The 20,514-nt window shown below is 62.1% G+C and carries 19 protein-coding genes; 8 read left to right on the top strand and 11 right to left on the bottom strand.

Translation table 11 applies throughout. The features are described 5' to 3' along the window. The first annotated feature begins 70 nt into the window (after positions 1 to 70). Complete coding sequence (locus KUA23_RS07860) at positions 71 to 244, top strand: PA1571 family protein (protein ID WP_014717504.1); 174 nt, start codon at positions 71 to 73, stop codon at positions 242 to 244. A gap of 161 nt (positions 245 to 405) precedes the next feature. Here KUA23_RS07860 and pdxB read toward each other — a convergent pair whose 3' ends face one another. After that, complete coding sequence (gene pdxB, locus KUA23_RS07855) at positions 406 to 1,548, bottom strand: 4-phosphoerythronate dehydrogenase PdxB (protein ID WP_252993687.1); 1,143 nt, start codon at positions 1,546 to 1,548, stop codon at positions 406 to 408. Between the two features lie 140 nt (positions 1,549 to 1,688). On the opposite strand from pdxB, the gene KUA23_RS07850 reads away from it, so the two are divergent. Beyond that, positions 1,689 to 3,083, top strand: a complete 1,395-nt coding sequence (locus tag KUA23_RS07850; RefSeq protein WP_099494395.1) for an MATE family efflux transporter — start codon at positions 1,689 to 1,691, stop codon at positions 3,081 to 3,083. Here KUA23_RS07850 and tusA read toward each other — a convergent pair. Further along, positions 3,080 to 3,331 carry a sulfurtransferase TusA gene (tusA, locus tag KUA23_RS07845; RefSeq protein ID WP_071483636.1) on the bottom strand — a complete coding sequence of 84 codons (252 nt, stop codon included), beginning with the start codon at positions 3,329 to 3,331 and terminating at the stop codon, positions 3,080 to 3,082. The two genes, KUA23_RS07850 and tusA, sit on opposite strands and share 4 nt — an antisense overlap. A 27-nt stretch (positions 3,332 to 3,358) precedes the next feature. Then, positions 3,359 to 4,435, bottom strand: a complete 1,077-nt coding sequence (rlmM, locus tag KUA23_RS07840) for a 23S rRNA (cytidine(2498)-2'-O)-methyltransferase RlmM (protein ID WP_078047417.1) — start codon at positions 4,433 to 4,435, stop codon at positions 3,359 to 3,361. A gap of 191 nt (positions 4,436 to 4,626) precedes the next feature. Between rlmM and acnA the strand changes: the two genes are divergently transcribed. Beyond that, on the top strand, positions 4,627 to 7,368 hold the full coding sequence (acnA, locus tag KUA23_RS07835) for an aconitate hydratase AcnA (protein WP_252993686.1): 2,742 nt from the start codon (positions 4,627 to 4,629) through the stop codon (positions 7,366 to 7,368). A 126-nt stretch (positions 7,369 to 7,494) separates the two neighbouring features. Here acnA and KUA23_RS07830 read toward each other — a convergent pair whose 3' ends face one another. Together KUA23_RS07830 and cysK are read right to left on the bottom strand one after the other, a co-directional pair. Continuing rightward, positions 7,495 to 8,433, bottom strand: a complete 939-nt coding sequence (locus tag KUA23_RS07830) for an aspartyl/asparaginyl beta-hydroxylase domain-containing protein (protein ID WP_033902591.1) — start codon at positions 8,431 to 8,433, stop codon at positions 7,495 to 7,497. A gap of 176 nt (positions 8,434 to 8,609) precedes the next feature. Continuing rightward, on the bottom strand, positions 8,610 to 9,584 hold the full coding sequence (gene cysK / locus KUA23_RS07825) for a cysteine synthase A (protein WP_071488996.1): 975 nt from the start codon (positions 9,582 to 9,584) through the stop codon (positions 8,610 to 8,612). A gap of 125 nt (positions 9,585 to 9,709) precedes the next feature. Here cysK and KUA23_RS07820 point away from each other — a divergent pair, with 125 nt between their 5' ends. The 3 genes from KUA23_RS07820 (at position 9,710) to KUA23_RS07810 (ending at position 12,909) form a co-directional block, all read left to right on the top strand. Next, positions 9,710 to 10,786, top strand: a complete 1,077-nt coding sequence (locus KUA23_RS07820; protein WP_078047414.1) for a DUF748 domain-containing protein — start codon at positions 9,710 to 9,712, stop codon at positions 10,784 to 10,786. Positions 10,787 to 10,885: 99 nt separating this feature from the next. Then, positions 10,886 to 11,731 (top strand): AAA family ATPase, encoded by an 846-nt coding sequence (locus tag KUA23_RS07815; protein ID WP_003189627.1) that lies wholly within the window; start codon positions 10,886 to 10,888, stop codon positions 11,729 to 11,731. Beyond that, entirely contained in the window at positions 11,731 to 12,909 is a 1,179-nt protein-coding gene (locus tag KUA23_RS07810) for a vWA domain-containing protein (protein ID WP_078047413.1), read from the top strand. Before KUA23_RS07815 ends, KUA23_RS07810 begins: the two co-directional genes overlap by 1 nt. 75 nt (positions 12,910 to 12,984) lie before the next feature. Here KUA23_RS07810 and KUA23_RS07805 read toward each other — a convergent pair whose 3' ends face one another. The 3 genes from KUA23_RS07805 to KUA23_RS07795 are packed head-to-tail and all read right to left on the bottom strand — an operon-like array spanning position 12,985 to position 15,337. Next, positions 12,985 to 13,899, bottom strand: coding sequence for a 5-oxoprolinase subunit C family protein (locus tag KUA23_RS07805; RefSeq protein WP_100491288.1), 915 nt, complete (start codon positions 13,897 to 13,899; stop codon positions 12,985 to 12,987). Continuing rightward, the gene (pxpB, locus tag KUA23_RS07800) at positions 13,896 to 14,600 is read right to left on the bottom strand and encodes a 5-oxoprolinase subunit PxpB (RefSeq protein ID WP_252993685.1); all 705 of its coding nucleotides are present in this window, start codon (positions 14,598 to 14,600) and stop codon (positions 13,896 to 13,898) included. The genes KUA23_RS07805 and pxpB overlap by 4 nt, the downstream gene beginning before the upstream one ends. Next, the gene (locus KUA23_RS07795) at positions 14,597 to 15,337 is read right to left on the bottom strand and encodes a 5-oxoprolinase subunit PxpA (RefSeq protein ID WP_099494390.1); all 741 of its coding nucleotides are present in this window, start codon (positions 15,335 to 15,337) and stop codon (positions 14,597 to 14,599) included. Before KUA23_RS07795 ends, pxpB begins: the two co-directional genes overlap by 4 nt. Before the next feature lie 176 nt (positions 15,338 to 15,513). Here KUA23_RS07795 and KUA23_RS07790 point away from each other — a divergent pair, with 176 nt between their 5' ends. After that, complete coding sequence (locus KUA23_RS07790) at positions 15,514 to 16,434, top strand: LysR family transcriptional regulator (RefSeq protein ID WP_252993684.1); 921 nt, start codon at positions 15,514 to 15,516, stop codon at positions 16,432 to 16,434. A 109-nt stretch (positions 16,435 to 16,543) separates the two neighbouring features. Here KUA23_RS07790 and KUA23_RS07785 read toward each other — a convergent pair whose 3' ends face one another. From KUA23_RS07785 to KUA23_RS07775, 3 genes are read right to left on the bottom strand one after another with little or no spacing between them, the layout of a single operon-like run. Then, complete coding sequence (locus tag KUA23_RS07785; protein WP_032888750.1) at positions 16,544 to 17,086, bottom strand: DUF2937 family protein; 543 nt, start codon at positions 17,084 to 17,086, stop codon at positions 16,544 to 16,546. 11 nt (positions 17,087 to 17,097) lie between these two features. Beyond that, positions 17,098 to 17,874, bottom strand: a complete 777-nt coding sequence (locus KUA23_RS07780) for a class II glutamine amidotransferase (protein ID WP_016975237.1) — start codon at positions 17,872 to 17,874, stop codon at positions 17,098 to 17,100. A 30-nt stretch (positions 17,875 to 17,904) separates the two neighbouring features. Beyond that, a complete protein-coding gene (locus KUA23_RS07775) occupies positions 17,905 to 18,441 on the bottom strand; it encodes an MFS transporter (protein ID WP_078047407.1) in 537 nt (178 codons plus the stop codon). A 24-nt stretch (positions 18,442 to 18,465) separates the two neighbouring features. Between KUA23_RS07775 and KUA23_RS07770 the strand changes: the two genes are divergently transcribed. Beyond that, positions 18,466 to 20,508, top strand: coding sequence for a S9 family peptidase (locus KUA23_RS07770; RefSeq protein WP_214496426.1), 2,043 nt, complete (start codon positions 18,466 to 18,468; stop codon positions 20,506 to 20,508). The last annotated feature ends 6 nt before the right edge of the window (positions 20,509 to 20,514 follow it).

Genomic DNA, 20,514 nt, shown 5'->3' with positions numbered 1-20,514 from the left:
ACAGCCTCGTCACGCGGGCGGCTTAGAGTTATAAGCAGAATAGGGACACAACCTGATGAGGAGACAGGCCATGACCTTGCAAAATAGCAGCGATGCCAAGATTGAAGTGATCCGCCAGCCGCAGCAGTTGCCTTGCTCGTACATCGACGCCAAGGGCCGCGAAGTGCAGATTACCGAAGAGATGATCCAGCAAGCGTGCAGCGAACTGGAACAGCGACTGGTCAAGCCTGCCCAGCAAGGCTGAAACGCCTACGCTCTTTCTAACCCGGCCCTGGTGGCCGGGTTTTTTATGCCCGAAACACACCCCGCGCGGGAGACGGCTTGCCGGCGATAGCGGCCCTGAGCCGCGCGGTGATCCTGCGGGCGCCATCGCCGGCACGCCGGCTCCTACAAGGAGTCATACAGTTAGTGCACGTCGGCACCGAGGGCTTTGGCTATAGAGGCTAGCGCGGCGGATTCCCCGTGGATACGCACCTTCAAGCCATCAATTTCACGGCGCTCCGGGTAATGCTTGCGCAGCAGGTCAAACGCCTTGCGCTGCTCTTGCACGGTGCCCACCAGGCTGCGACGGAAATCCGCGTCGTCACGACGCGGGTCATACACGCTGCGGCACAGGGTCGCCAAGGCCCAGGCCGGATCGGTGGAGGCATTCAGGTGCACCTCGGCCAACCAGGGTGGCGGCAGCAAATCACTCAATTGAAGGCTTGGCTCCTGACCCAGGTGCGCGCAGAACGCCTGATAGATCTGCGCCGTGCCGCGCTGCTTGCCGTCCAGGCTGTAGCCGGCGATATGCGGCGTGGCCAGTACGCACAGGTCAGCCAGGTCGACGTCCACTTCCGGCTCGCCTTCCCACACATCCAGCACCGCTTGCAGGTCTTCACGGTCCAGCAGCACCTCGCGCAGGGCGGCGTTGTCGACCACCGGGCCACGGCTGGCGTTGATCAGCCAGGTGCCGTGCTTGAGTTGCTCAAGGCGCTGGCGGTCGAACAGGTGCCAGGTGGAGCCGTTGCCGGACTTGGTCAGCGGCGTGTGCAAGCTGATCACGTCGCACTGCTCGATGATCTGCGCCAGACTGACGTAATCCCCGTCCTCGGCGATCTGGCGTGGCGGGTCGCAGACCAGCACATTCCAGCCCAGGCCCTTGAGCACCTTGACCAGCCGCCCGCCCACTTCACCGGCGCCGATCACGCCGTAGGTGCGCTGATTGAGGTCGGCACCTTCGATCTCGGCCAGGGTCTGCAGGCTGCCCAGCACGTAGTCCACCACGCCACGGGCGTTACAGCCTGGGGCGCTGGACCACTGGATGCCAGCCTGCTGGAAGTAGTCGAGGTCCAGGTGATCGGTGCCGATAGTGCAAGTGCCGACGAAGCGCACCTTCGTGCCCTCCAGCAGCGCACGGTTGACGTTGGTCACCGAGCGCACCAGCAACACATCAGCCTGCTCGACCGTGGCGCGGTCAATGGAACGGCCGGGCACGCGGCGAATCTCGCCAAATCCCTGGAAAAATGCATCGAGCAGCGGAATATTTTCGTCGGCAACAATCAGCATGGCAGGCTCCTTTGGCGGACCCGCAGTGTACAGGGATCGCAGCCCTCGCTTACAAATCGCTAACACTGGTTTTTTCCTGACCGATGCGTCAAAGCGTAGAATCCGCCGTCCTTGCGCCTCCTTCTACGGGACACCTGTACGTGAACACTGCCACCGCCACCCTCACCCGCCCCGCCCGCATCAGCCGGGAAGTGCGCGGCCTGCTGACGCTCGCCCTGCCGATCATGATCGGCCAACTGGCGACCACCGCGATGAGTTTTGTCGATGCGGTGATGGCCGGGCGCGTCAGCCCCCAGGACCTGGCGGCCGTGGGCCTGGGCAACTCGATCTGGATACCGGTGTACCTGCTGATGACCGGCACGCTGCTGGCCACCACGCCCAAAGTCGCGCAGCGTTACGGGGCCGGGCAGTTCAGCGAGATCGGCCCGCTGGTGCGTCAATCCTTGTGGCTGGCCGTGGTGGTCGGTATCACCGCCTCGCTGTTGCTGCTCTGCGCCGAACCGATCCTGCAGGCGATGAAGGTGGAACCGGACCTGATCGAACCTTCCATGGGCTACCTGCACGGCATCGCCGCCGGTATGCCGGCCATCGCGCTGTATTACGTGCTGCGCTGTTTCAGTGACGGCCTGGGCCGCACGCGGCCGAGCATGGTGATGGGCCTGTGTGGCCTGGCGCTGAACATCCCGCTGAACTACATCTTCATCTACGGCCACCTGGGCGTGCCGGCCATGGGCGGCGTGGGTTGCGGCTGGGCCACGGCCATTGCGATGTGGGTGATGATGCTCGGCCTGGCGGTCTGGACCCGCTGGGGCCCGGCTTACCAGAGCAGCGAACTGTTCAAGCGTTTCGACTGGCCGCAATGGGCCGTGATCAAGCGTGTGTTGGGGATTGGCCTGCCCATCGGCATCGCGATCTTTGCCGAATCGAGCATCTTCGCGGTCATCGCCCTGCTGATCGGCAGCCTCGGCGCCACCGTGGTCTCGGGCCATCAGATCGCGCTGAACGTCAGCTCGCTGGTGTTCATGATCCCCTACTCCCTGAGCATGGCCGTGACCGTGCGCGTCGGCCAGGCCCTCGGCCGTGGCGAGCCGCGCGAAGCACGCTTCGCGGCGGGTGTCGGCATGGGCACTGCGCTGGCGTATGCCTGCCTGTCCTGCAGCCTGATGCTGGTGTTTCGCGAGCAGATTGCGGCGATCTACACCCCCGACCCAGTGGTCATTCACCTAGCGTCGATGTTGATCGTGTTCTCGGCGCTGTTCCAGTTCAGCGACTCGATCCAGGTCACGGCGGCGGGCGCATTGCGTGGCTACCAGGACACCCGCGTGACCATGGTGCTAACCCTGTTCGCATACTGGGGCGTGGGCCTGCCGGTGGGGTATGCCTTGGGGCTGACCGACTGGCTCGGCGAACCCAGCGGCCCAAGCGGCTTGTGGCAAGGGCTGATCGTGGGCCTCAGCTGTGCGGCGGGGATGTTGCTGGTGCGCCTGGCGCGCAGTGCACGCCGGCGCATTCGCGCCGACAAGGCGCGGGTTTAAGCGGACTTCTTGCGGATCCAGTACAGGTACGTACCGGCCTGCTCCTGCTGATCCACCAGTTCGTGGTCGAGAAACACGCAGAACTTGGGAATATCGCGGCGCGTGGACGGGTCGGTCGCGATCACCTTGAGCAAGCCGCCTGGTGGCAAGTCGCGGATGTGCTGGTGCAGCATCATCACGGGCTCTGGGCAATTCAAGCCTGTTGCATCTAGGGTGCCGTCGACGGCGGTGTCGAAAATATCGCTCATGATCTACTCCTGGAACTGGCCGCCAGTCTACCGGGCCTTGGTTTTCTTCACATCCACCAACCGACGCAGGTGGCAGGTCACTTCCTCACGGTCGTGGTACAGCTGCTTGCAGCCGATCTCCACCCGAATGCCACGGGCCTTGAAGCCGTCTTCGATGCGCTCCAGCAAACGCTTCACTTCGGCATACCGCTGCTTCATCGGCAACTTCAGGTTCACCACCGCCTCGCGGCAATGCCCCTCGCCGATCCAGGTTTCCAGCAGCGCGGCGTTACGCGCCGGCTTTTCGACGATGTCGCAGACCATCCAGTCCACCGGCTGCTTGGGCACAAAGGTGAAACCGTCGGCCATCAAGTGTTGCACCAGGCCGGTGTCCATCAGGCTTTCGGCCATCGGGCCGTTGTCGATGGCGGTCACCAGCATGCCACGGTTGACCAACTGCCAGGTCCAGCCGCCCGGCGCTGCGCCGAGGTCGACGCCGGTCATGTCGCCATGCAGGCGCTCGTCCCACTGGTCGCGGGGGATGAAGTGGTGCCAGGCCTCTTCCAGCTTCAGGGTCGAGCGGCTGGGGGCTTCGCGGGGGAACTTGAGACGTGGAATACCCATCGGCCACATCGCCGAGTTGTTCGACTCGGCCAGGCCCATGAACACTTCGCGGCCACTCTTGAAGGTCAGCAGCAGGCGCGGCTTGCTGGGGTCGTCCACCAGCTTGCCGGCGTTCAGCAGGGCTTTGCGCAGGTGCACTTCGAATTTCTTGCAGAAGTTCGACAGTTCCTTGCCGTCGTTGGTGTCGACCATCTCCAGCCACAGGCTGCCGCACACCGGGAATTCGCGCAGGTGGGCGAGGATCACGCTGATGCGGTCGGTTTCCGGCAGGTCGATGAATACCCCGCGCGCCCACTGCCGCGGGAAGATCAGCTCGGCAAAGCGCTGGCCGTGCATCAGGCGCTGGGCGCCGTCTTCTTCGGTGCAGACAAATTCGGCGCAGGCGCTACCGGTCTTGGCCTTGGCGTAGCCGGAAACGTTCAGGCGCGCGGCGTGTTCCGCGATCTCGGAACAGACTTCGCCTTCAAAACCCGGGCGGCAGTGCATAAAAAGGGTGTTCATTGAATCTCCTGGCAACTGGGCTTGCTGCAGCGCAAGTCCTGTCATGAAAACGCGCGCATGATAGCCGAGTTCGGAACCTTGGACTTAACGATAGAGTCCAGTTATTAGCCTGCTAATGAAAACAGGGCTAAGTTGAAAGCTCTGTTCGTCCCGTCAGGTCCGTAGCCGTGCGGACCATAAGGAGTCATGTAATGTCATCCCTTGATAGCCTGAGAACCCTTAAAACCCTGCAGATCGACGACAAGACCTATCACTACTTCAGCTTGCCCGAAGCCGCCAAGAGCCTGGGCGACCTGGATAGACTGCCGATGTCCCTCAAGGTGCTGCTGGAAAACCTGCTGCGCTGGGAAGACGACAAGACCGTCACCGGCGCCGACCTCAAGGCCATCGCCGCCTGGCTCAAAGAGCGCCAGTCCGACCGCGAGATCCAGTACCGCCCGGCCCGGGTATTGATGCAAGACTTTACCGGCGTGCCTGCCGTGGTCGACCTGGCCGCCATGCGCGCCGCCGTGGCCAAGGCCGGGGGCGACCCGCAGCGCATCAACCCGCTATCGCCCGTGGACCTGGTGATCGACCACTCGGTGATGGTCGACAAGTTCGGGACCACCAGCGCCTTCGAGCAGAACGTCGACATCGAGATGCAGCGCAACGGCGAACGCTACGCCTTCCTGCGCTGGGGCCAGAGCGCATTCGACAACTTCAGCGTGGTGCCGCCGGGCACCGGTATCTGCCACCAGGTCAACCTCGAATACCTCGGCCGCACAGTCTGGACCAAAGACGAAGACGGCCGCACCTACGCCTTCCCGGACACCTTGGTCGGCACCGACTCCCACACCACCATGATCAACGGCCTCGGCGTACTCGGCTGGGGCGTGGGCGGGATCGAAGCGGAAGCGGCGATGCTCGGCCAGCCGGTGTCGATGCTGATCCCGGAAGTGATCGGCTTCAAGCTCACCGGCAAACTCAAAGAAGGCATTACCGCCACCGACTTGGTGCTGACCGTGACCCAGATGCTGCGCAAAAAAGGCGTCGTGGGTAAATTCGTCGAGTTCTATGGCGACGGCCTCGCCGACCTACCGCTGGCCGACCGCGCCACCATCGCCAACATGGCCCCGGAATACGGCGCCACCTGCGGCTTTTTCCCGGTGGATGAGGTAACGCTGGACTACCTGCGCCTGTCCGGCCGTCCGGCAGAAACCGTGAAGCTGGTCGAGGCGTACACCAAAGCCCAGGGCCTGTGGCGCATCGCCGGCCAAGAGCCGGTGTTCACCGATAGCCTGGCCCTGGACATGGGCAGCGTCGAAGCCAGCCTGGCCGGGCCGAAACGCCCACAGGACCGTGTGGCCCTGCCAAATGTCGGCCAGGCGTTCAGCGACTTCCTCGACCTGCAATTCAAACCCACCAACAAGGAAGAAGGCCGCCTCGAAAGCGAAGGCGGCGGCGGGGTTGCCGTGGGCAACGCCGACCTGGTGGGCGAAACCGACTACGAATACGACGGCAAGACCTATCGCCTGAAGAACGGCGCGGTGGTGATCGCCGCAATCACCTCTTGCACCAACACCTCCAACCCCAGCGTGATGATGGCGGCCGGGCTGGTGGCGAAAAATGCCGTGGAAAAGGGCCTGACCCGCAAACCCTGGGTAAAAACCTCGCTGGCCCCTGGCTCCAAAGTGGTCACCGACTATTACAAGGCTGCGGGCCTGACCCAGTACTTGGACAAACTGGGCTTCGACCTGGTGGGCTATGGCTGCACCACCTGCATCGGCAACTCCGGGCCGTTGCCCGAGCCGATCGAGAAAGCCATCCAAAAGGCTGACCTCGCGGTGGCGTCGGTGCTGTCCGGTAACCGCAACTTCGAAGGCCGCGTGCATCCCCTGGTGAAAACCAACTGGCTGGCCTCGCCACCGCTGGTGGTGGCCTATGCCCTGGCGGGAACCGTGCGCATCGATATCAGCAGCGAGCCGCTGGGTAACGACCAGGCCGGCAACCCGGTGTACCTCAAGGACATCTGGCCGAGCAGCAAGGAAATCGCCGACGCAGTGGCCCAAGTCAGCACCGGCATGTTCCACAAGGAATACGCCGAGGTGTTTGCCGGTGACGAGCAATGGCAAGCCATTGAAGTGCCACAGGCCGCCACCTACGTGTGGCAGAAAGACTCCACCTACATCCAGCACCCGCCATTCTTCGACGACATTGCAGGCCCACTGCCGGTCATCAAGGACGTCAAAGGCGCCAACGTGCTGGCGCTGCTGGGCGACTCGGTCACCACCGACCACATCTCCCCTGCCGGCAATATCAAGACCGACAGCCCCGCCGGTCGCTACCTGCGTGAACAAGGCGTGGAACCGCGCGACTTCAACTCCTACGGCTCACGCCGCGGCAACCATGAAGTGATGATGCGCGGCACCTTTGCCAACATCCGTATCCGCAATGAAATGCTCGGCGGCGAAGAAGGCGGCAATACGCTGTACATCCCCACTGGCGAGAAAATGCCGATCTACGATGCGTCGATGAAATACCAGGCGTCGGGCACGCCGCTGGTGGTGGTGGCCGGCCAGGAATATGGCACCGGCTCCAGCCGCGACTGGGCAGCCAAGGGCACCAACCTGCTGGGCGTCAAGGCGGTGATCGCCGAGAGTTTCGAGCGGATTCACCGCTCCAACCTGGTGGGCATGGGCGTGTTGCCATTGCAGTTCAAGCTGGATCAGAACCGCAAGTCGCTCAAGCTCACCGGCAAGGAGAAGATCGACATTCTCGGTCTGACCGACGTGGAGATCGTGCCACGCATGAACCTGACGCTGGTGATTACCCGGGAGGATGGCAGCAGCGAGAAGGTCGAGGTGCTGTGCCGGATCGATACGCTCAATGAGGTGGAATACTTCAAGTCGGGCGGCATCTTGCACTACGTGCTGCGCCAGTTGATCGCCTCTTAAGCAACACTGCAAAACCAATGTGGGAGCGGGCTTGCTCGCGAATGCGGTGGATCAGTCAAGAATGCATCGACTGACACTCCGCATTCGCGAGCAAGCCCGCTCCCACAGTTTTGACTGCATTTCAAATCAGCCGAACAACCACTTCCACAGCAGCACCAGCACCACCACCGCCAGCACCGGCCGCGCAATGCGGTACGCCTTCGGATGCTTGCGCTTCCACTGCTTGACCACACCGCTGAACTTGTCGCTGAAGGTCTTGCTCCAGGCATAGGCCTGGTTGATCCCGCCAACACGCTCGTCGTCGAGGTTCTGCGGCGCGGTCGCGCGGCCCAGTTGCTTGCTGACCCAGCGGTTGACGCGGGTCATCACGCGGTTGCTCAGGGGGCGTTCGATGTCGCAGAACAGGATCACGCGGGTCTGCTCGGTTTCGTTCTTGACCCAGTGCACGTAGGTCTCGTCGAACATCACGTCTTCACCGTCGCGCCAGGCGTACACCTGGCCGTCGACAAAGATGCGACAGTCGTCGGAGTTCGGTGTGGACAGGCCCAAGTGATAACGCAGGGAACCGGCGAACGGGTCGCGGTGCGGGTTGAGGTGGCTGCCACCCGGCAACAGCGCGAACATTGCGCCCTTGACGTTGGGGATGCTGCTCACCAGCGCCACGGTTTTCGGGCACAGGGCCTCGGCCGATGGCAGCGGTTTGTCGTACCACTTGAGGTAGAAACGCTTCCAGCCCTTCTTGAAGAACGAACCGAAGCCGGCATCGTTGTTCTTTTCCGCCGCGCGGATGTAACCCTCGTCGAACAGGTGCATGGCCTCTTCGCGGATCACTTCCCAGTTGTCCTTGAGTACATCCAGTTCCGGGAACTTGCTGCGGTCCAGGTACGGCTTGGACGGCACGGCCGAGAACAGGTACATCAGGGCGTTATAGGGGGCGAACAGTGCCGAATGGTTGACGAACTGGCGCAACATCGGCAAACGCGCCTTGCCGCGCAGGTGCACATACAACGTGCTGCCGATAAACAGCGCCAGTACCGACAGTTTGGCGGCCAAAGAAAAGGTCATGCAGCAACTCCTGGAAATAAGCGCCTGGCCAACAGCAGACGTAGCAGCCGGCCATGATAAACAGTTGGGCCATTATGCAGAAGGCCTAGCTTAGTAACGCTGACTCACATCAACCCCCTGTGGTGAACAGGATTGTTGGGGTGAGCGGGCTTGCCCCGCTCCCCCCAAGACATACATCAAGCCTGGTTTTCTTGCTCGGTGAACAGATCGCTGAACAACATGCTCGACAGGTAACGCTCACCCGAGTCCGGCAGGATCACCACGATGGTCTTGCCCTGCATCTCCGGTTTCTCGGCCAAGCGTACCGCCACGGCCATCGCGGCGCCGCAGGAGATACCGCACAGAATCCCCTCTTCCTGCATCAGGCGCAGGGCCATGGCCTTGGATTCGTCATCGGTCACCAGTTCCACGCGGTCGACCATCGACAAGTCCAGGTTCTTGGGGACGAAACCCGCGCCAATGCCCTGGATCTTGTGCGGGCTGGGCTTGATCTCTTCACCCGCCAGCGCCTGGGTAATCACCGGCGAGACCATTGGCTCGACGGCCACCGACAGGATCGGCTTGCCCGCGATGTTCTTGATGTAGCGCGACACGCCAGTGATGGTACCGCCGGTGCCCACGCCCGCGACCAGTACGTCCACGGCGCCATCGGTGTCGTTCCAGATTTCCGGACCGGTGGTTTTCTCGTGGATGGCCGGGTTGGCCGGGTTTTCGAATTGGGCCGGCATAAAGTAAGTGGCCGGATCGCTGGCGACGATTTCGCCGGCTTTTTCGATTGCGCCCTTCATGCCTTTGGCCGGCTCGGTCAGCACCAATTCGGCGCCGAGGGCCTTGAGTACCTTGCGCCGCTCGATGCTCATGGACGCCGGCATGGTCAACAGCAGCTTGTAGCCACGGGCGGCAGCGACAAACGCCAGGCCGATGCCGGTGTTGCCGGAGGTCGGTTCGACAATGGTCATGCCCGGCTTGAGCTTGCCGGTGCTTTCGGCGTCCCAGATCATGTTTGCGCCAATGCGGCACTTCACCGAGTAGCCCGGGTTACGCCCTTCGATCTTGGCCAGGATAGTCACGCCACGCGGTGCGATCCGGTTGATCTGAACCAGGGGCGTATTACCGATGGAGTGCGCGTTGTCTGCAAAGATACGGCTCATGACGGGTCCTATTGCTCGATTTCTGGAAGGCCCCAAGGGTATGCCTCGTGCCGCAAGGCGTCCAGTCAGAGGAACGTTGCGCACTTGATCGTAGTCAATCTCCTACGAGCAAAGAGGACTGCCCCATGAAACGTCGCTACAGCTGGCCACTATGGACTGTCGCCGGGCTGGTGGTGGTGCTGGTCGCCATGGCCATCGCCCTGCCCTATCTGGTGCGTAACTACCTGAATGACAAACTCGCCGACATGGGCGACTACCGCGGCCACGTCACGGATGTCGACCTGGCCCTGTGGCGCGGCGCCTACAAGATCAACGGCCTGGAGATCATCAAGGTAGATGGCAAGGTGCCGGTACCGTTCGTCAAGGCGCCAATGATCGACCTGGCGGTGAGCTGGCACGCGTTGTGGTACGACCATGCCGTGGTCGCCAAGGTGCTGTTTATCAACCCAGAAGTGAACTTTGTCGACGGTGGCGCCAACAAGCAGGCGTCCCAGACCGGTAAGGGCACCGACTGGCGCGAGCAATTGAGCAAGCTGGCGCCCATCACCCTCGATGAAGTACGGATCCAAGACGGCAAGATCAGCTTCCGTAACTTCAACTCCAAACCCCCGGTGAACATCAATGCCACTTCGGTCAACGCCAGCTTTTACAACCTGACCAATGTGGTGGACGTCGAAGGCAAGCGTGATGCGCGCTTCGACGGCAAGGCCTTGCTCCAGGGCCAGGCGCCGCTGGAAGCCACCGCTACCTTCGACCCGTTGAGCGATTTCGAAAACTTTGAATTCCGTTTCCGCGCCAGGGACTTGCAGCTCAAGCGCATGAATGACTTCGCCTCGGCCTATGGCAAGTTCGACTTCAAGGCCGGCACCGGCGACGTGGTGATCGAAGCCCAGGCCGAGAAAGGCCAATTGACCGGCTACATCAAGCCGCTGCTGCGCGATGTTGAGGTGTTTGATTGGCAGCAGGACGTGGAAAACAAAGACAAGAACATCTTCCGTTCGATCTGGGAAGCCGTGGTGGGCGCCAGTGAGACCGTGCTGAAAAACCAGAGCAAGAACCAGTTCGCCACGCGCGTGGAACTCAGTGGCAGCGTGCACCAGCAAAATGTCAGCGCGTTTTCGGCGTTTTTGTCGATTTTGCGTAACGGGTTCATCCAGGCGTTCAACGCACGGTATGAACAGCCCAAGCCCTCGGCGGATTGAACGTGACCGGTCATTCAGAGACTGAATAACCCGCCTGCGTTCACAGTCGCCGGGGCTGCGCGGTATAGTCCCGGCATTGATGAATGCGAGGAAACACCGATGAAGTTCGAAGGCACCCAGGCCTATGTTGCCACCGATGACCTGAAACTGGCCGTCAACGCTGCCATCACCCTGGAGCGTCCGCTGCTGGTCAAGGGCGAACCGGGCACCGGCAAGACGATGCTCGCCGAGCAACTGGCCGAATCCTTCGGCGCCCGGCTGATCACCTGGCACATCAAGTCCACCACCAAGGCCCACCAGGGCCTGTACGAGTACGACGCGGTCAGCCGCCTGCGCGACTCGCAACTGGGCGTGGACAAGGTGCACGACGTGCGCAATTACTTGAAGAAGGGCAAGCTTTGGGAAGCCTTCGAGTCCGAAGAGCGGGTGATCCTGCTGATCGACGAAATCGACAAAGCCGACATCGAGTTCCCCAACGACCTGCTGCAAGAACTCGACAAGATGGAGTTCTACGTCTACGAAATCGACGAGACCATCAAGGCGAAGAAACGCCCGATCATCATCATTACCTCCAACAACGAAAAAGAACTGCCGGACGCGTTCCTGCGCCGCTGCTTCTTCCATTACATCGCCTTCCCCGACCGCACCACCCTGCAAAAGATCGTGGATGTGCACTACCCGGACATCAAGAAAGACCTGGTCAGCGAAGCGCTGGACGTGTTCTTCGATGTACGCAAAGTACCGGGCCTCAAGAAAAAACCCTCCACCTCCGAGCTGGTCGATTGGCTCAAGTTGCTGATGGCCGACAACATCGGCGAAGCCGTGCTGCGCGAGCGCGACCCGACCAAGGCCATCCCGCCGCTGGCCGGCGCCCTGGTCAAGAACGAGCAAGACGTGCAATTGCTGGAGCGTCTGGCGTTCATGAGCCGTCGCGGTAATCGCTGATGTTGCTCAACCTGTTCAATGAAATGCGTGCAGCCAAGGTGCCGGTGTCGGTGCGTGAGCTGCTCGACCTGATCAACGCGTTGAAACAGCGCGTGACCTTCGCCGACATGGACGAGTTCTACTACTTGTCCCGGGCGATCTTGGTGAAGGACGAGCGGCATTACGACAAGTTCGACCGAGCTTTCGGCGCCTATTTCAACGGCCTGGAAAAACTCGACGACCACCTGCAGGCGCTGATCCCCGAAGAGTGGCTGCGCAAGGAGTTCGAGCGCTCGCTGACCGATGAGGAGCGCGCGCAGATCCAGTCCCTCGGCGGACTCGACAAGCTGATCGAGGAATTCAAGAAGCGCCTGGAGGAACAAAAGGAACGCCACGCCGGCGGCAACAAGTGGATCGGCACCGGCGGCACCAGCCCATTTGGCTCCGGCGGCTACAACCCCGAAGGCATTCGCGTCGGCGACGCCGGCAAGCGTCAGGGCAAGGCCGTGAAGGTATGGGACCAGCGCGAGTACAAGAACCTCGACGACCAGGTGGAACTGGGCACGCGCAATATCAAGGTGGCCCTGCGGCGCCTGCGCAAGTTTGCGCGCCAGGGCGCGGCGGAAGAGTTGGATATCGACGGCACCATCGACCACACCGCCCGCGATGCCGGCTTATTGAATATTCAGATGCGACCGGAGCGGCGCAACACCATCAAGCTGCTGTTGCTGTTCGATATCGGCGGCTCGATGGACGCCCACGTGAAGATCTGTGAAGAGCTGTTCTCCGCGTGCAAGACCGAGTTCAAGCACTTGGAGTACTTTTACTTCCACAACTTCGTGTACGAGTCGGTGTGGAAGAACAACCAGCGCCGCACCTCGGAGCGCACCTCTACCCAGGACCTGCTGCACAAGTACGGCGCGGATTACAAAGTGATCTTTATCGGCGATGCATCGATGGCGCCCTATGAGATCACCCAGGCCGGCGGCAGCGTCGAGCACTGGAATGAAGAGCCGGGCTATGTGTGGATGCAGCGCTTCATGGCCAAGTACAAGAAGCTGATCTGGATTAATCCGTATCCGAAGGACACTTGGGGTTATACGGCGTCGACGGGGATCGTGCGGGAACTGGTGGAGGATCAGATGTATCCGCTGACCTTGCGCGGGCTTGAAGAAGGGATGCGCTTCCTCTCCAAATAAACGCCCCCCTAATACTGTAGGAGATCCAATGTGGGAGGGGGCAAGCCCCCTCCCACATTTTGACCTCAGTGTTTTTCAGGTCGTGGTGAACCGCTTTAGAAAGTCGATGTGCTGCTGGTGGGCTGTCTGTTGTACGACCGGCGCCAAGCGCACCGTCTCCCCCGGCAAGCACTGCGCCAGCCGCGCCAGCGACAACGGCGTCAACGCGCCCAGGCGCGGATAGCCACCGATGGTCTGCCGGTCATTGAGCAACACGATCGGCTGCCCGTCCGGCGGCACCTGGATCGCCCCCAGCGGAATGCCCTCGGAAATCAGCGACGGCCCTTGATACTGCAACGGCGTGCCCAGCAGGCGCATGCCCATGCGGTCGGCGCGGCTGTCGAGGGCCCAGTCGGTGTTGAAGGCATCGAACAGGCTTTGCCCGCTGAACTGGCCGATCTGCGCGCCGACGATCACGTCCAATGCTGCCTTGGCCGGCAGGCCTGGATCGTTCAGCCCTTTCAGTGCACCGCCCACACCGGAATACGCCAGGCGCCCGCCCTCGGCCAACGCCTTGCCGAAACCGTCCACCCCGCCCAGTTCTTCCCGCACCACCGTGGCGCAACTGCCGAGTACATCCGGCGCATCAAACCCGCCCGGTGCTGCCAGGTAGGCACGCGCACCGCTGAAGGGCTGGGTGAAACGCAAGCGCTGGCCCTTTTGCAGGATGAAACTGCGGCCGGGGCTGATGGCGCGCTCGTCGATGTAGGCACCCAGGTCCGCACCGGCCAGGGCCAGCAGGCAATACGCCTCGGCTTGCACGGTGAAACCGCCCAGGGTGATTTCCACCACCGGCGCGTCCAGTGCATTGCCCAGCAGCCAGTTGGCCCAGGACATCGACACCCAATCCAGCGCCCCGCCCTGGGTCACGCCCAGGTGGCGCACGCCAAAGCGACCGGCGTCCTGCAACAGGCACAGCGGCGTGCTGGCCTCGATGATCAAGCGGCTCATGCCTGCGCCTCCAACGGCGTGTCATCGCCACCCAGTTTGATGAATTCAGCGTGACCGACCGGCGCGAAGCGCACGGTGTCGCCCGGTTGCATCAGGCTGTAGCCGTCGCGCTCGCGGTCGAAGAGTTTGGCCGGTGTGCGACCGATCAGGTTCCAGCCGCCGGGCGACACCACCGGGTAGGCGGCGGTCTGGCGTTCGGCGATGCCGACGCTACCAGCCGCCACGCGTTTGCGTGGGGTGTTGAGGCGCGGGGTGGCGAGGCTTTCATCCACCAGGCCCATAAAGGCAAAACCGGGGGCGAAGCCGAGGGCGAATACCTGGTATTCGTGGGCGCTGTGGCGCCGGATCACGTCATCGACAGACAGGCCACTGCGCTGGCTGAGCAAGCTCAACTCGGGGCCGACACTCAGGTCATACCACACCGGCAGCACATGGCACTGGCCGCTGCCCTGGGCTTGGGGCTGCAGGTCGATGAGGGCCTGGTCGATCCATTCCCGTGCCTGGGCCGGGCTCACTGCGGTGAGGTCGTAATGCACCATCAAGGTGGTGTAGGACGGCACCAGGTCCACCAATGCGCCACCAAAACCACTGCGCAGGCGCTGGGTAGCGGCCAGCATCCACGGCATATTGGTTTCGGCGATTGCATCAAACAGACGCACCATCAGGCAGTCGATGGCGACCACTTCAATCCGTGCCTTCATACTGGCTTCAATGCCTCGCGGATGCGCTGCACGGCGGCGACCGAACTGGCGTTGTCGCCGTGCACGCATAGCGTGTTGGCCTGCAGCACCAGCGGGCTGCCGTCGCTGGCGATCAGCGCTTCGCGGCGCGAAATGGTCAGGGCTTGCTGCACGATGGTGTCGCAATCGTGGTGCACGGCGCCGGGTAACTGGCGGGAGACCAGGTGCCCCTTGTGGTCGTAGGCACGGTCGGCGAAGGCTTCGAACCACAGCGTTACACCGTATTCGTCGCCCAGGGCCTGGGCCGCGCTGTTGTCGCGGGTGGCGAGCAGCATCAACGGCAGTTCGCCGTAGGCCGCCACGGCCTGGATCACCGCACGCAACTGCGCGGGGTTGGCCATCATGTCGTTGTACATCGCACCGTGGGGCTTCACGTAGCTGACACGCCCGCCCTGGGCGCGGCAGATGCCGTCGAGGGCACCAATCTGGTAGTGCAGCAGGTCTTGGATTTCTTGAGGGGTGTAGGCCATGGAGCGACGGCCAAAGCCTTGCAGGTCCTGGTACGCCGGGTGCGCGCCGACTTGCACGCCGTGCTTGAGCGCCAGGCTGACGGTCTTGCGCATGATGCTGGGGTCGCCGGCATGAAAGCCACAGGCCACGTTGGCGCAATCAATGAACGGCATGACCTCGGCGTCCAGACCCATGGTCCAGTTGCCAAAGCTTTCGCCAATGTCGCAATTGAGTAAAAGACGGCTCACGGGCTGTTGCTCCTGTAGGCTTTATTTTTTTGTAGTGTGGGATTTTTTACACAGAACTCGCAACTTGTCCTGGCACCCCAACGGCGCTTATCGTGGAATGGCTCGATTTTTGGCGCGGGCCCGGTGCGGCGTCCAACTAATAAAAACCGATCCATGCATAAGAAAAAGTTGATCCCATGAATTTGAAGTTCCTCGAAACCTTCGTCTGGGTGGCCAAGCTCAAGAGTTTCCGCCTGACCGCCGAAAAGTTGTTCACCACCCAGGCGTCGATCTCCAGCCGCATCGCGGTACTGGAAAGCGAGCTGGGGGTGAAGCTGTTTCTGCGCGACTCCCGTGGTGTGAGCCTGACCCCGGAAGGCTTGAAGGTGCTCGACTATGCCGAGCAGATGATGGTGACCATGCAGGGCTTGAAGCAGTCCCTGGAGACCACCAGCAGCAAGGTCGGGCGCATTCGGATCGGCGCCATGGACACGGTGATCCACACCTGGCTCAGCCCCTTGGTCGCCGAACTGATGGACCACTTCCCCCTGGTGGAAATCGAGTTGGTCGCCGATACCGCGTTGAACCTCAGCGATCAGCTGCAAAAAGGCTTTCTCGACCTGATTCTGCAAACCGACCCGCTGCGCCTCGAAACCGTGCGCAGCCTGGAGCTGGCCAGCCACCCCATGGCCTGGATCGTTGCCAGCCAATCGATCTACAACCGTGACTACGCCTCCCTGGCCGAACTGGCCCAGGAGCGCATCATCACCTACTCGAAAAACTCCCACCCGCACCAGGACGTTATCCGCCTGATGCAGGCCAACGGCGTGGCCGCGCCCCGCATGAACTGTGTGAACTCGGTGTCGGCGATTACCCGCCTGCTGCGCGATGGCTTTGGCATTGGCGCGCTGCCGCCGGTGCTGGTCAGCGAAGAACTGGCGCGCGGCGAACTGGTGATGCTGCCGATGGCGCAGAAACTGCCGAACTTGCAGGTGGTGGTGTCGTGGCGCGTGGGGGTGGAGTTGGTGGAGGAGATTGTGGGGTTGTGTCAGAAAGTCGTTGCCCGCTATGCCGGGGAGGTCGGTGAAGACAGAATGTTACTGACGAAACCCGGTTAAAACTGTGGGAGCTGGCTTGCCTGCGATAGCGGTGTATCAGTCACTGATGCATTAACTGATAAATAGCTATCGCAGGCAAGCCAGCTCCCACAGTTGACCGCGTCGGTCTTTAGAGGCCTTTGAGGTCGCGCTCTTCAATCGGCCGGCTCTGGCGCAGGCGCTTGCCGCCCAACACCACCCAGTCGATCAGGCGGAACAGGCACTCCAGGCCAAATGACAGCAGCATCGCCCCGCCCAGGCCCCAGCCCATGGCCTCGGGCGTCAGCAGGATCTGGTAGCTGTAGCCATTCCAGGTTTCCTGGCGGATATCCGGGTCGGCGGCCACCGCTACTTGCAGGGCGCGGATGTACCACGGGCCTTGCATGGCCTGGAATTGCTTGTCCAACGCCACCTGGCGATCAAGCATGGCGCCCAGGCTGTTGGCGTCGCTCTGGAACACCGGGTCGTCACTGGCACGGTAATGCGCCACCAACGCCTTCAAATCGCCGTTGAAGAACTGCCGTGCGGTGGTTTCAAACCCGCTGAGGCCGGTCTGGGCCTCGATCAGGTGGGCTTCGACACGCTTGGCGTAATCATTGATGAAGCCCGGCACTTGCACACCGACCAACAGGCCAATGGCAAACAGCACCAACCGCAGATAACTGAGCAACATGGGCGATATCCTTACTCGGTGATGCCCTGGCTGACGCATTCACCGCGTCGCCACAGGCTCCATTGGCCCGGTTCGTAGCGGGTCCAGTTTTCGTTGTCGGTCAAAGGTTCGGTGGCAATCACCGTTACCACATCATTGGGCGTGGTTTCGGCCTGAAAATCGACGATTACGTCGACATCTTTCAAGCGTGCAGGGCCGAAGGGTGCGCGACGGGTGATCTGCGCCAATTTGGTCGAGCAGTAGCAAAACAGCCAGTCGCCGTCGCTGAGCAGGCAGTTGAACACGCCTTTGCTGCGGTATTCGGAACAGGCGGCGATCAGGTCGGGCAGCACCTTTTCGATGTCCACCGGCTCAGGGAACGCTTCGCGCACGCGGTTGAGCAGGTCGCAGAAAGCCGCTTCGCTGTCGGTGTCACCCACCGGGCGGTAAAAGGTGGCGCGGGGGTTGAAGTCCGCCAACTGGCCGTTGTGCGCAAAGCACCAGTTGCGGCCCCACAGTTCGCGCACGAACGGGTGGGTGTTGGCCAGGCTGACCTTGCCGACATTGGCCTGGCGGATATGGCCAATCACCACTTCACTTTTGATCGGGTAACGTTGCACCAGCAGCGCGACTTCCGATTCGCTGCTGGCGGCCGGGTCCTGGAACAGGCGCAGGCCACGGCCTTCATAGAAGGCGATGCCCCAACCGTCACGGTGGGGGCCGGTGCGCCCACCGCGCTGCATCAGCCCGGTAAAGCTGAACACGATGTCGGTGGGGACGTTGGCACTCATGCCCAATAATTCACACATGCCAGGGCTCTCGCTGCAGGGCGGACGACGTTAAAGGCGCGGTTCTACGCGCATACCGCTCACAGGTGCAGGACGGCGAAAAGGCACGTCGTCTTCATCTTGATCCGGCTCGGCAGCCAGGGCTGCATCGGCAGCCGCCTTGCGCTCACGCCGGGCGTTGGCGGCGCGCTCGATGGGCCAGCGAATCAGCACAAACACGAGGTACACGCCAAAGGCGATCATGGTGTACATGAACAGATCGGAAATGGCCCGCCAGGCGTTGTTGCCGACCTTGAGCACCAGGTCCAGGGCGGTGATAGCCACGGCCGGTGCGAACTGGGTCTTGACCGGGTCGACGATGGTCGGGCTGAACAGCAGCACCGCCATCAGCAGTTGCAGCGGCTCGCGCAGCCAGCGCCAGATCCAGCGGGTCATGCGCCACCACACCAACAGGCAGCCCAAAGCGGCGAAGGCGTAAAGGCCCCAAGCGGTCAGATAGTCGTTCTCGGTCATGGTGTCCATGGCAAGGTTGGCAAACAGGCGGCTATGATAACGGCTTTTGCGTGTCGCGGCTGCAATGGCTGCCACCGTCCGCCAGATAGAGATTAATCCATGCCTACATCGACCACCCCGATTGCCCGCAAGGCCCCAGGCCCAGACCCGTACGCCTGGCTGCAGGAGCGTGACAGCGCTGAGGTGCTCGACTACCTCAAGGCCGAAAACGCCTGGCAGGACGTCCAACTCGCCGACCAGGCGGCGCTGCGCGAAAGCCTGTTCGAGGAGATCAAGGGTCGCATTCTCGAAACCGATTTGTCCCTGCCCTCGCCGTGGGGCCCGTACCTGTACTACACCCGCACCACCGCCGGTGACGAGTACGCCCGCCACTACCGCTGCCGCCGTCCGGCCGACGACAGCAACCAAGTGGATGACAGCAGCGAAGAATTGTTGCTGGACCCGAACGTGCTGGCCAATGGCGGTTTCTTTTCCCTCGGTGCATTCAGCATCAGCCCCGATCACCAGCGCCTGGCCTACAGCCTCGACACCAGCGGTGAAGAGATCTACACCCTGTACGTGAAGGAAATCGCGACCGGCAAAGTCAGCGAACTGGAGTTCCAGGACTGCGACGGCAGCATGACCTGGGCCAATGACAGCCTGACCCTGTTCTTCGGCGAACTGGACGACACCCACCGCCCGCACAAACTCTATCGCTATCGCCTGGACGGCACAGCCGCGCAGGAAGTGTTCCACGAGCCAGACGGCCGATTCTTCCTGCATTGCTACCGTTCCAGTTCCGAGCGCCAGCTGCTGCTGTCACTGGGCAGCAAGACCACCAGCGAAATCTGGGCGCTGGATGCCAACCAGCCACACCTGGAGTTCACCTGCCTGGCGCCACGGGTCGAGGACCATGAATACGATGTCGACCATGGCCAGTTGAATGGCGCGTGGACCTGGTTTATCCGCAGCAACCGCGACGGCATCAACTACGCGTTGTTCGTGGCCACCGATATTGGCGACATCCCAACCGAGGATGAATGGCAGAACCTTATCCCCCACAGCGACGACGTGATGCTCGACGGCGTGAGCCTGAATGCCAGCGCCATGACCCTGAGCCTGCGCATCGGCGGCCTGCCGGTGATCGAGGTGCACCCGGAAGGCCTGTCGGCGTATCGCGTGGAATTGCCGGACGCCGCCTACAGCCTCTACGTCCAGAACAGCCTGGAATTTACCAGCGACAAAATTCGTCTGCGCTATGAAGCCCTGAACCGCCCGGCCCAGGTCCGCCAGCTGGAGCTGGCCAACGGTGCGCAACAGGTGCTCAAGGAAACCCCGGTGCTCGGTGTATTCAATGCCGATGACTATGTGAGCCAGCGCCTGTGGGCCACCTCGGCGGACGGCACCCAGGTGCCGATCAGCCTGGTGGTCAGGCGCGATCAGTTGGGCAAGCCAACGCCGCTGTACCTGTACGGCTACGGGGCCTACGGTTCGAGCCTGGACCCCTGGTTTTCCCACGCACGCCTGAGCCTGCTGGACCGAGGCGTGGCCTTCGCCATTGCGCATGTGCGCGGCGGTGGCGAACTGGGCGAAGCCTGGTACCGCGCGGGCAAGCAGGAACACAAGCAGAACACCTTCAGCGACTTTATCGCCTGCGCCGAACACCTGATCGCCCAAGGCCTGACCACTTCCAAGCAACTGGCCATCAGCGGCGGCAGTGCCGGCGGCCTGTTGATCGGCGCGGTACTCAACCAGCGCCCCGAGCTGTTCCAGGCGGCGATTGCCGAAGTGCCGTTCGTCGATGTGCTCAACACCATGCTCGACCCGGAACTGCCGTTGACCATCACCGAGTACGACGAGTGGGGCAACCCGCAGGAGCCCGAGGTGTACGAGCGCATCAAGGCCTACGCACCGTACGAGAACGTCAGTGCCCAGGCCTACCCGCACATGCTGGTGATCGCCGGCTACAACGACAGCCGCGTGCAGTACTGGGAAGCCGCCAAGTGGGTGGCCAAGTTGCGTGACACCAAGACCGACGACAACCTGCTGCTGCTCAAGACCGAACTGGGCGCCGGCCACGGCGGCATGAGCGGTCGTTACCAGGGATTACGTGACGTAGCGCTCGAATATGCATTTGTGTTCAAGGCGCTGGGGTTGGTTTAAGGAACT

It is taken from the genome of Pseudomonas pergaminensis (genome assembly GCF_024112395.2).
Taxonomy (GTDB): Bacteria; Pseudomonadota; Gammaproteobacteria; order Pseudomonadales; family Pseudomonadaceae; genus Aquipseudomonas; species Aquipseudomonas pergaminensis.
This window is presented reverse-complemented; position numbering and strand designations above follow the sequence as displayed.

Coding starts and splice junctions, on each gene's coding strand:
- KUA23_RS07860 (WP_014717504.1), top strand. CDS start 71: ATGACCTTGCAAAATAGCAGCGATGCCAAGATTGAAGTGATCCGCCAG.
- pdxB (WP_252993687.1), bottom strand. CDS start 1,548: ATGCTGATTGTTGCCGACGAAAATATTCCGCTGCTCGATGCATTTTTC.
- tusA (WP_071483636.1), bottom strand. CDS start 3,331: ATGAGCGATATTTTCGACACCGCCGTCGACGGCACCCTAGATGCAACA.
- rlmM (WP_078047417.1), bottom strand. CDS start 4,435: ATGAACACCCTTTTTATGCACTGCCGCCCGGGTTTTGAAGGCGAAGTC.
- acnA (WP_252993686.1), top strand. CDS start 4,627: ATGTCATCCCTTGATAGCCTGAGAACCCTTAAAACCCTGCAGATCGAC.
- KUA23_RS07830 (WP_033902591.1), bottom strand. CDS start 8,433: ATGACCTTTTCTTTGGCCGCCAAACTGTCGGTACTGGCGCTGTTTATC.
- cysK (WP_071488996.1), bottom strand. CDS start 9,584: ATGAGCCGTATCTTTGCAGACAACGCGCACTCCATCGGTAATACGCCC.
- KUA23_RS07820 (WP_078047414.1), top strand. CDS start 9,710: ATGAAACGTCGCTACAGCTGGCCACTATGGACTGTCGCCGGGCTGGTG.
- KUA23_RS07815 (WP_003189627.1), top strand. CDS start 10,886: ATGAAGTTCGAAGGCACCCAGGCCTATGTTGCCACCGATGACCTGAAA.
- KUA23_RS07810 (WP_078047413.1), top strand. CDS start 11,731: ATGTTGCTCAACCTGTTCAATGAAATGCGTGCAGCCAAGGTGCCGGTG.
- KUA23_RS07805 (WP_100491288.1), bottom strand. CDS start 13,899: ATGAGCCGCTTGATCATCGAGGCCAGCACGCCGCTGTGCCTGTTGCAG.
- pxpB (WP_252993685.1), bottom strand. CDS start 14,600: ATGAAGGCACGGATTGAAGTGGTCGCCATCGACTGCCTGATGGTGCGT.
- KUA23_RS07790 (WP_252993684.1), top strand. CDS start 15,514: ATGAATTTGAAGTTCCTCGAAACCTTCGTCTGGGTGGCCAAGCTCAAG.
- KUA23_RS07785 (WP_032888750.1), bottom strand. CDS start 17,086: ATGTTGCTCAGTTATCTGCGGTTGGTGCTGTTTGCCATTGGCCTGTTG.
- KUA23_RS07780 (WP_016975237.1), bottom strand. CDS start 17,874: ATGTGTGAATTATTGGGCATGAGTGCCAACGTCCCCACCGACATCGTG.
- KUA23_RS07770 (WP_214496426.1), top strand. CDS start 18,466: ATGCCTACATCGACCACCCCGATTGCCCGCAAGGCCCCAGGCCCAGAC.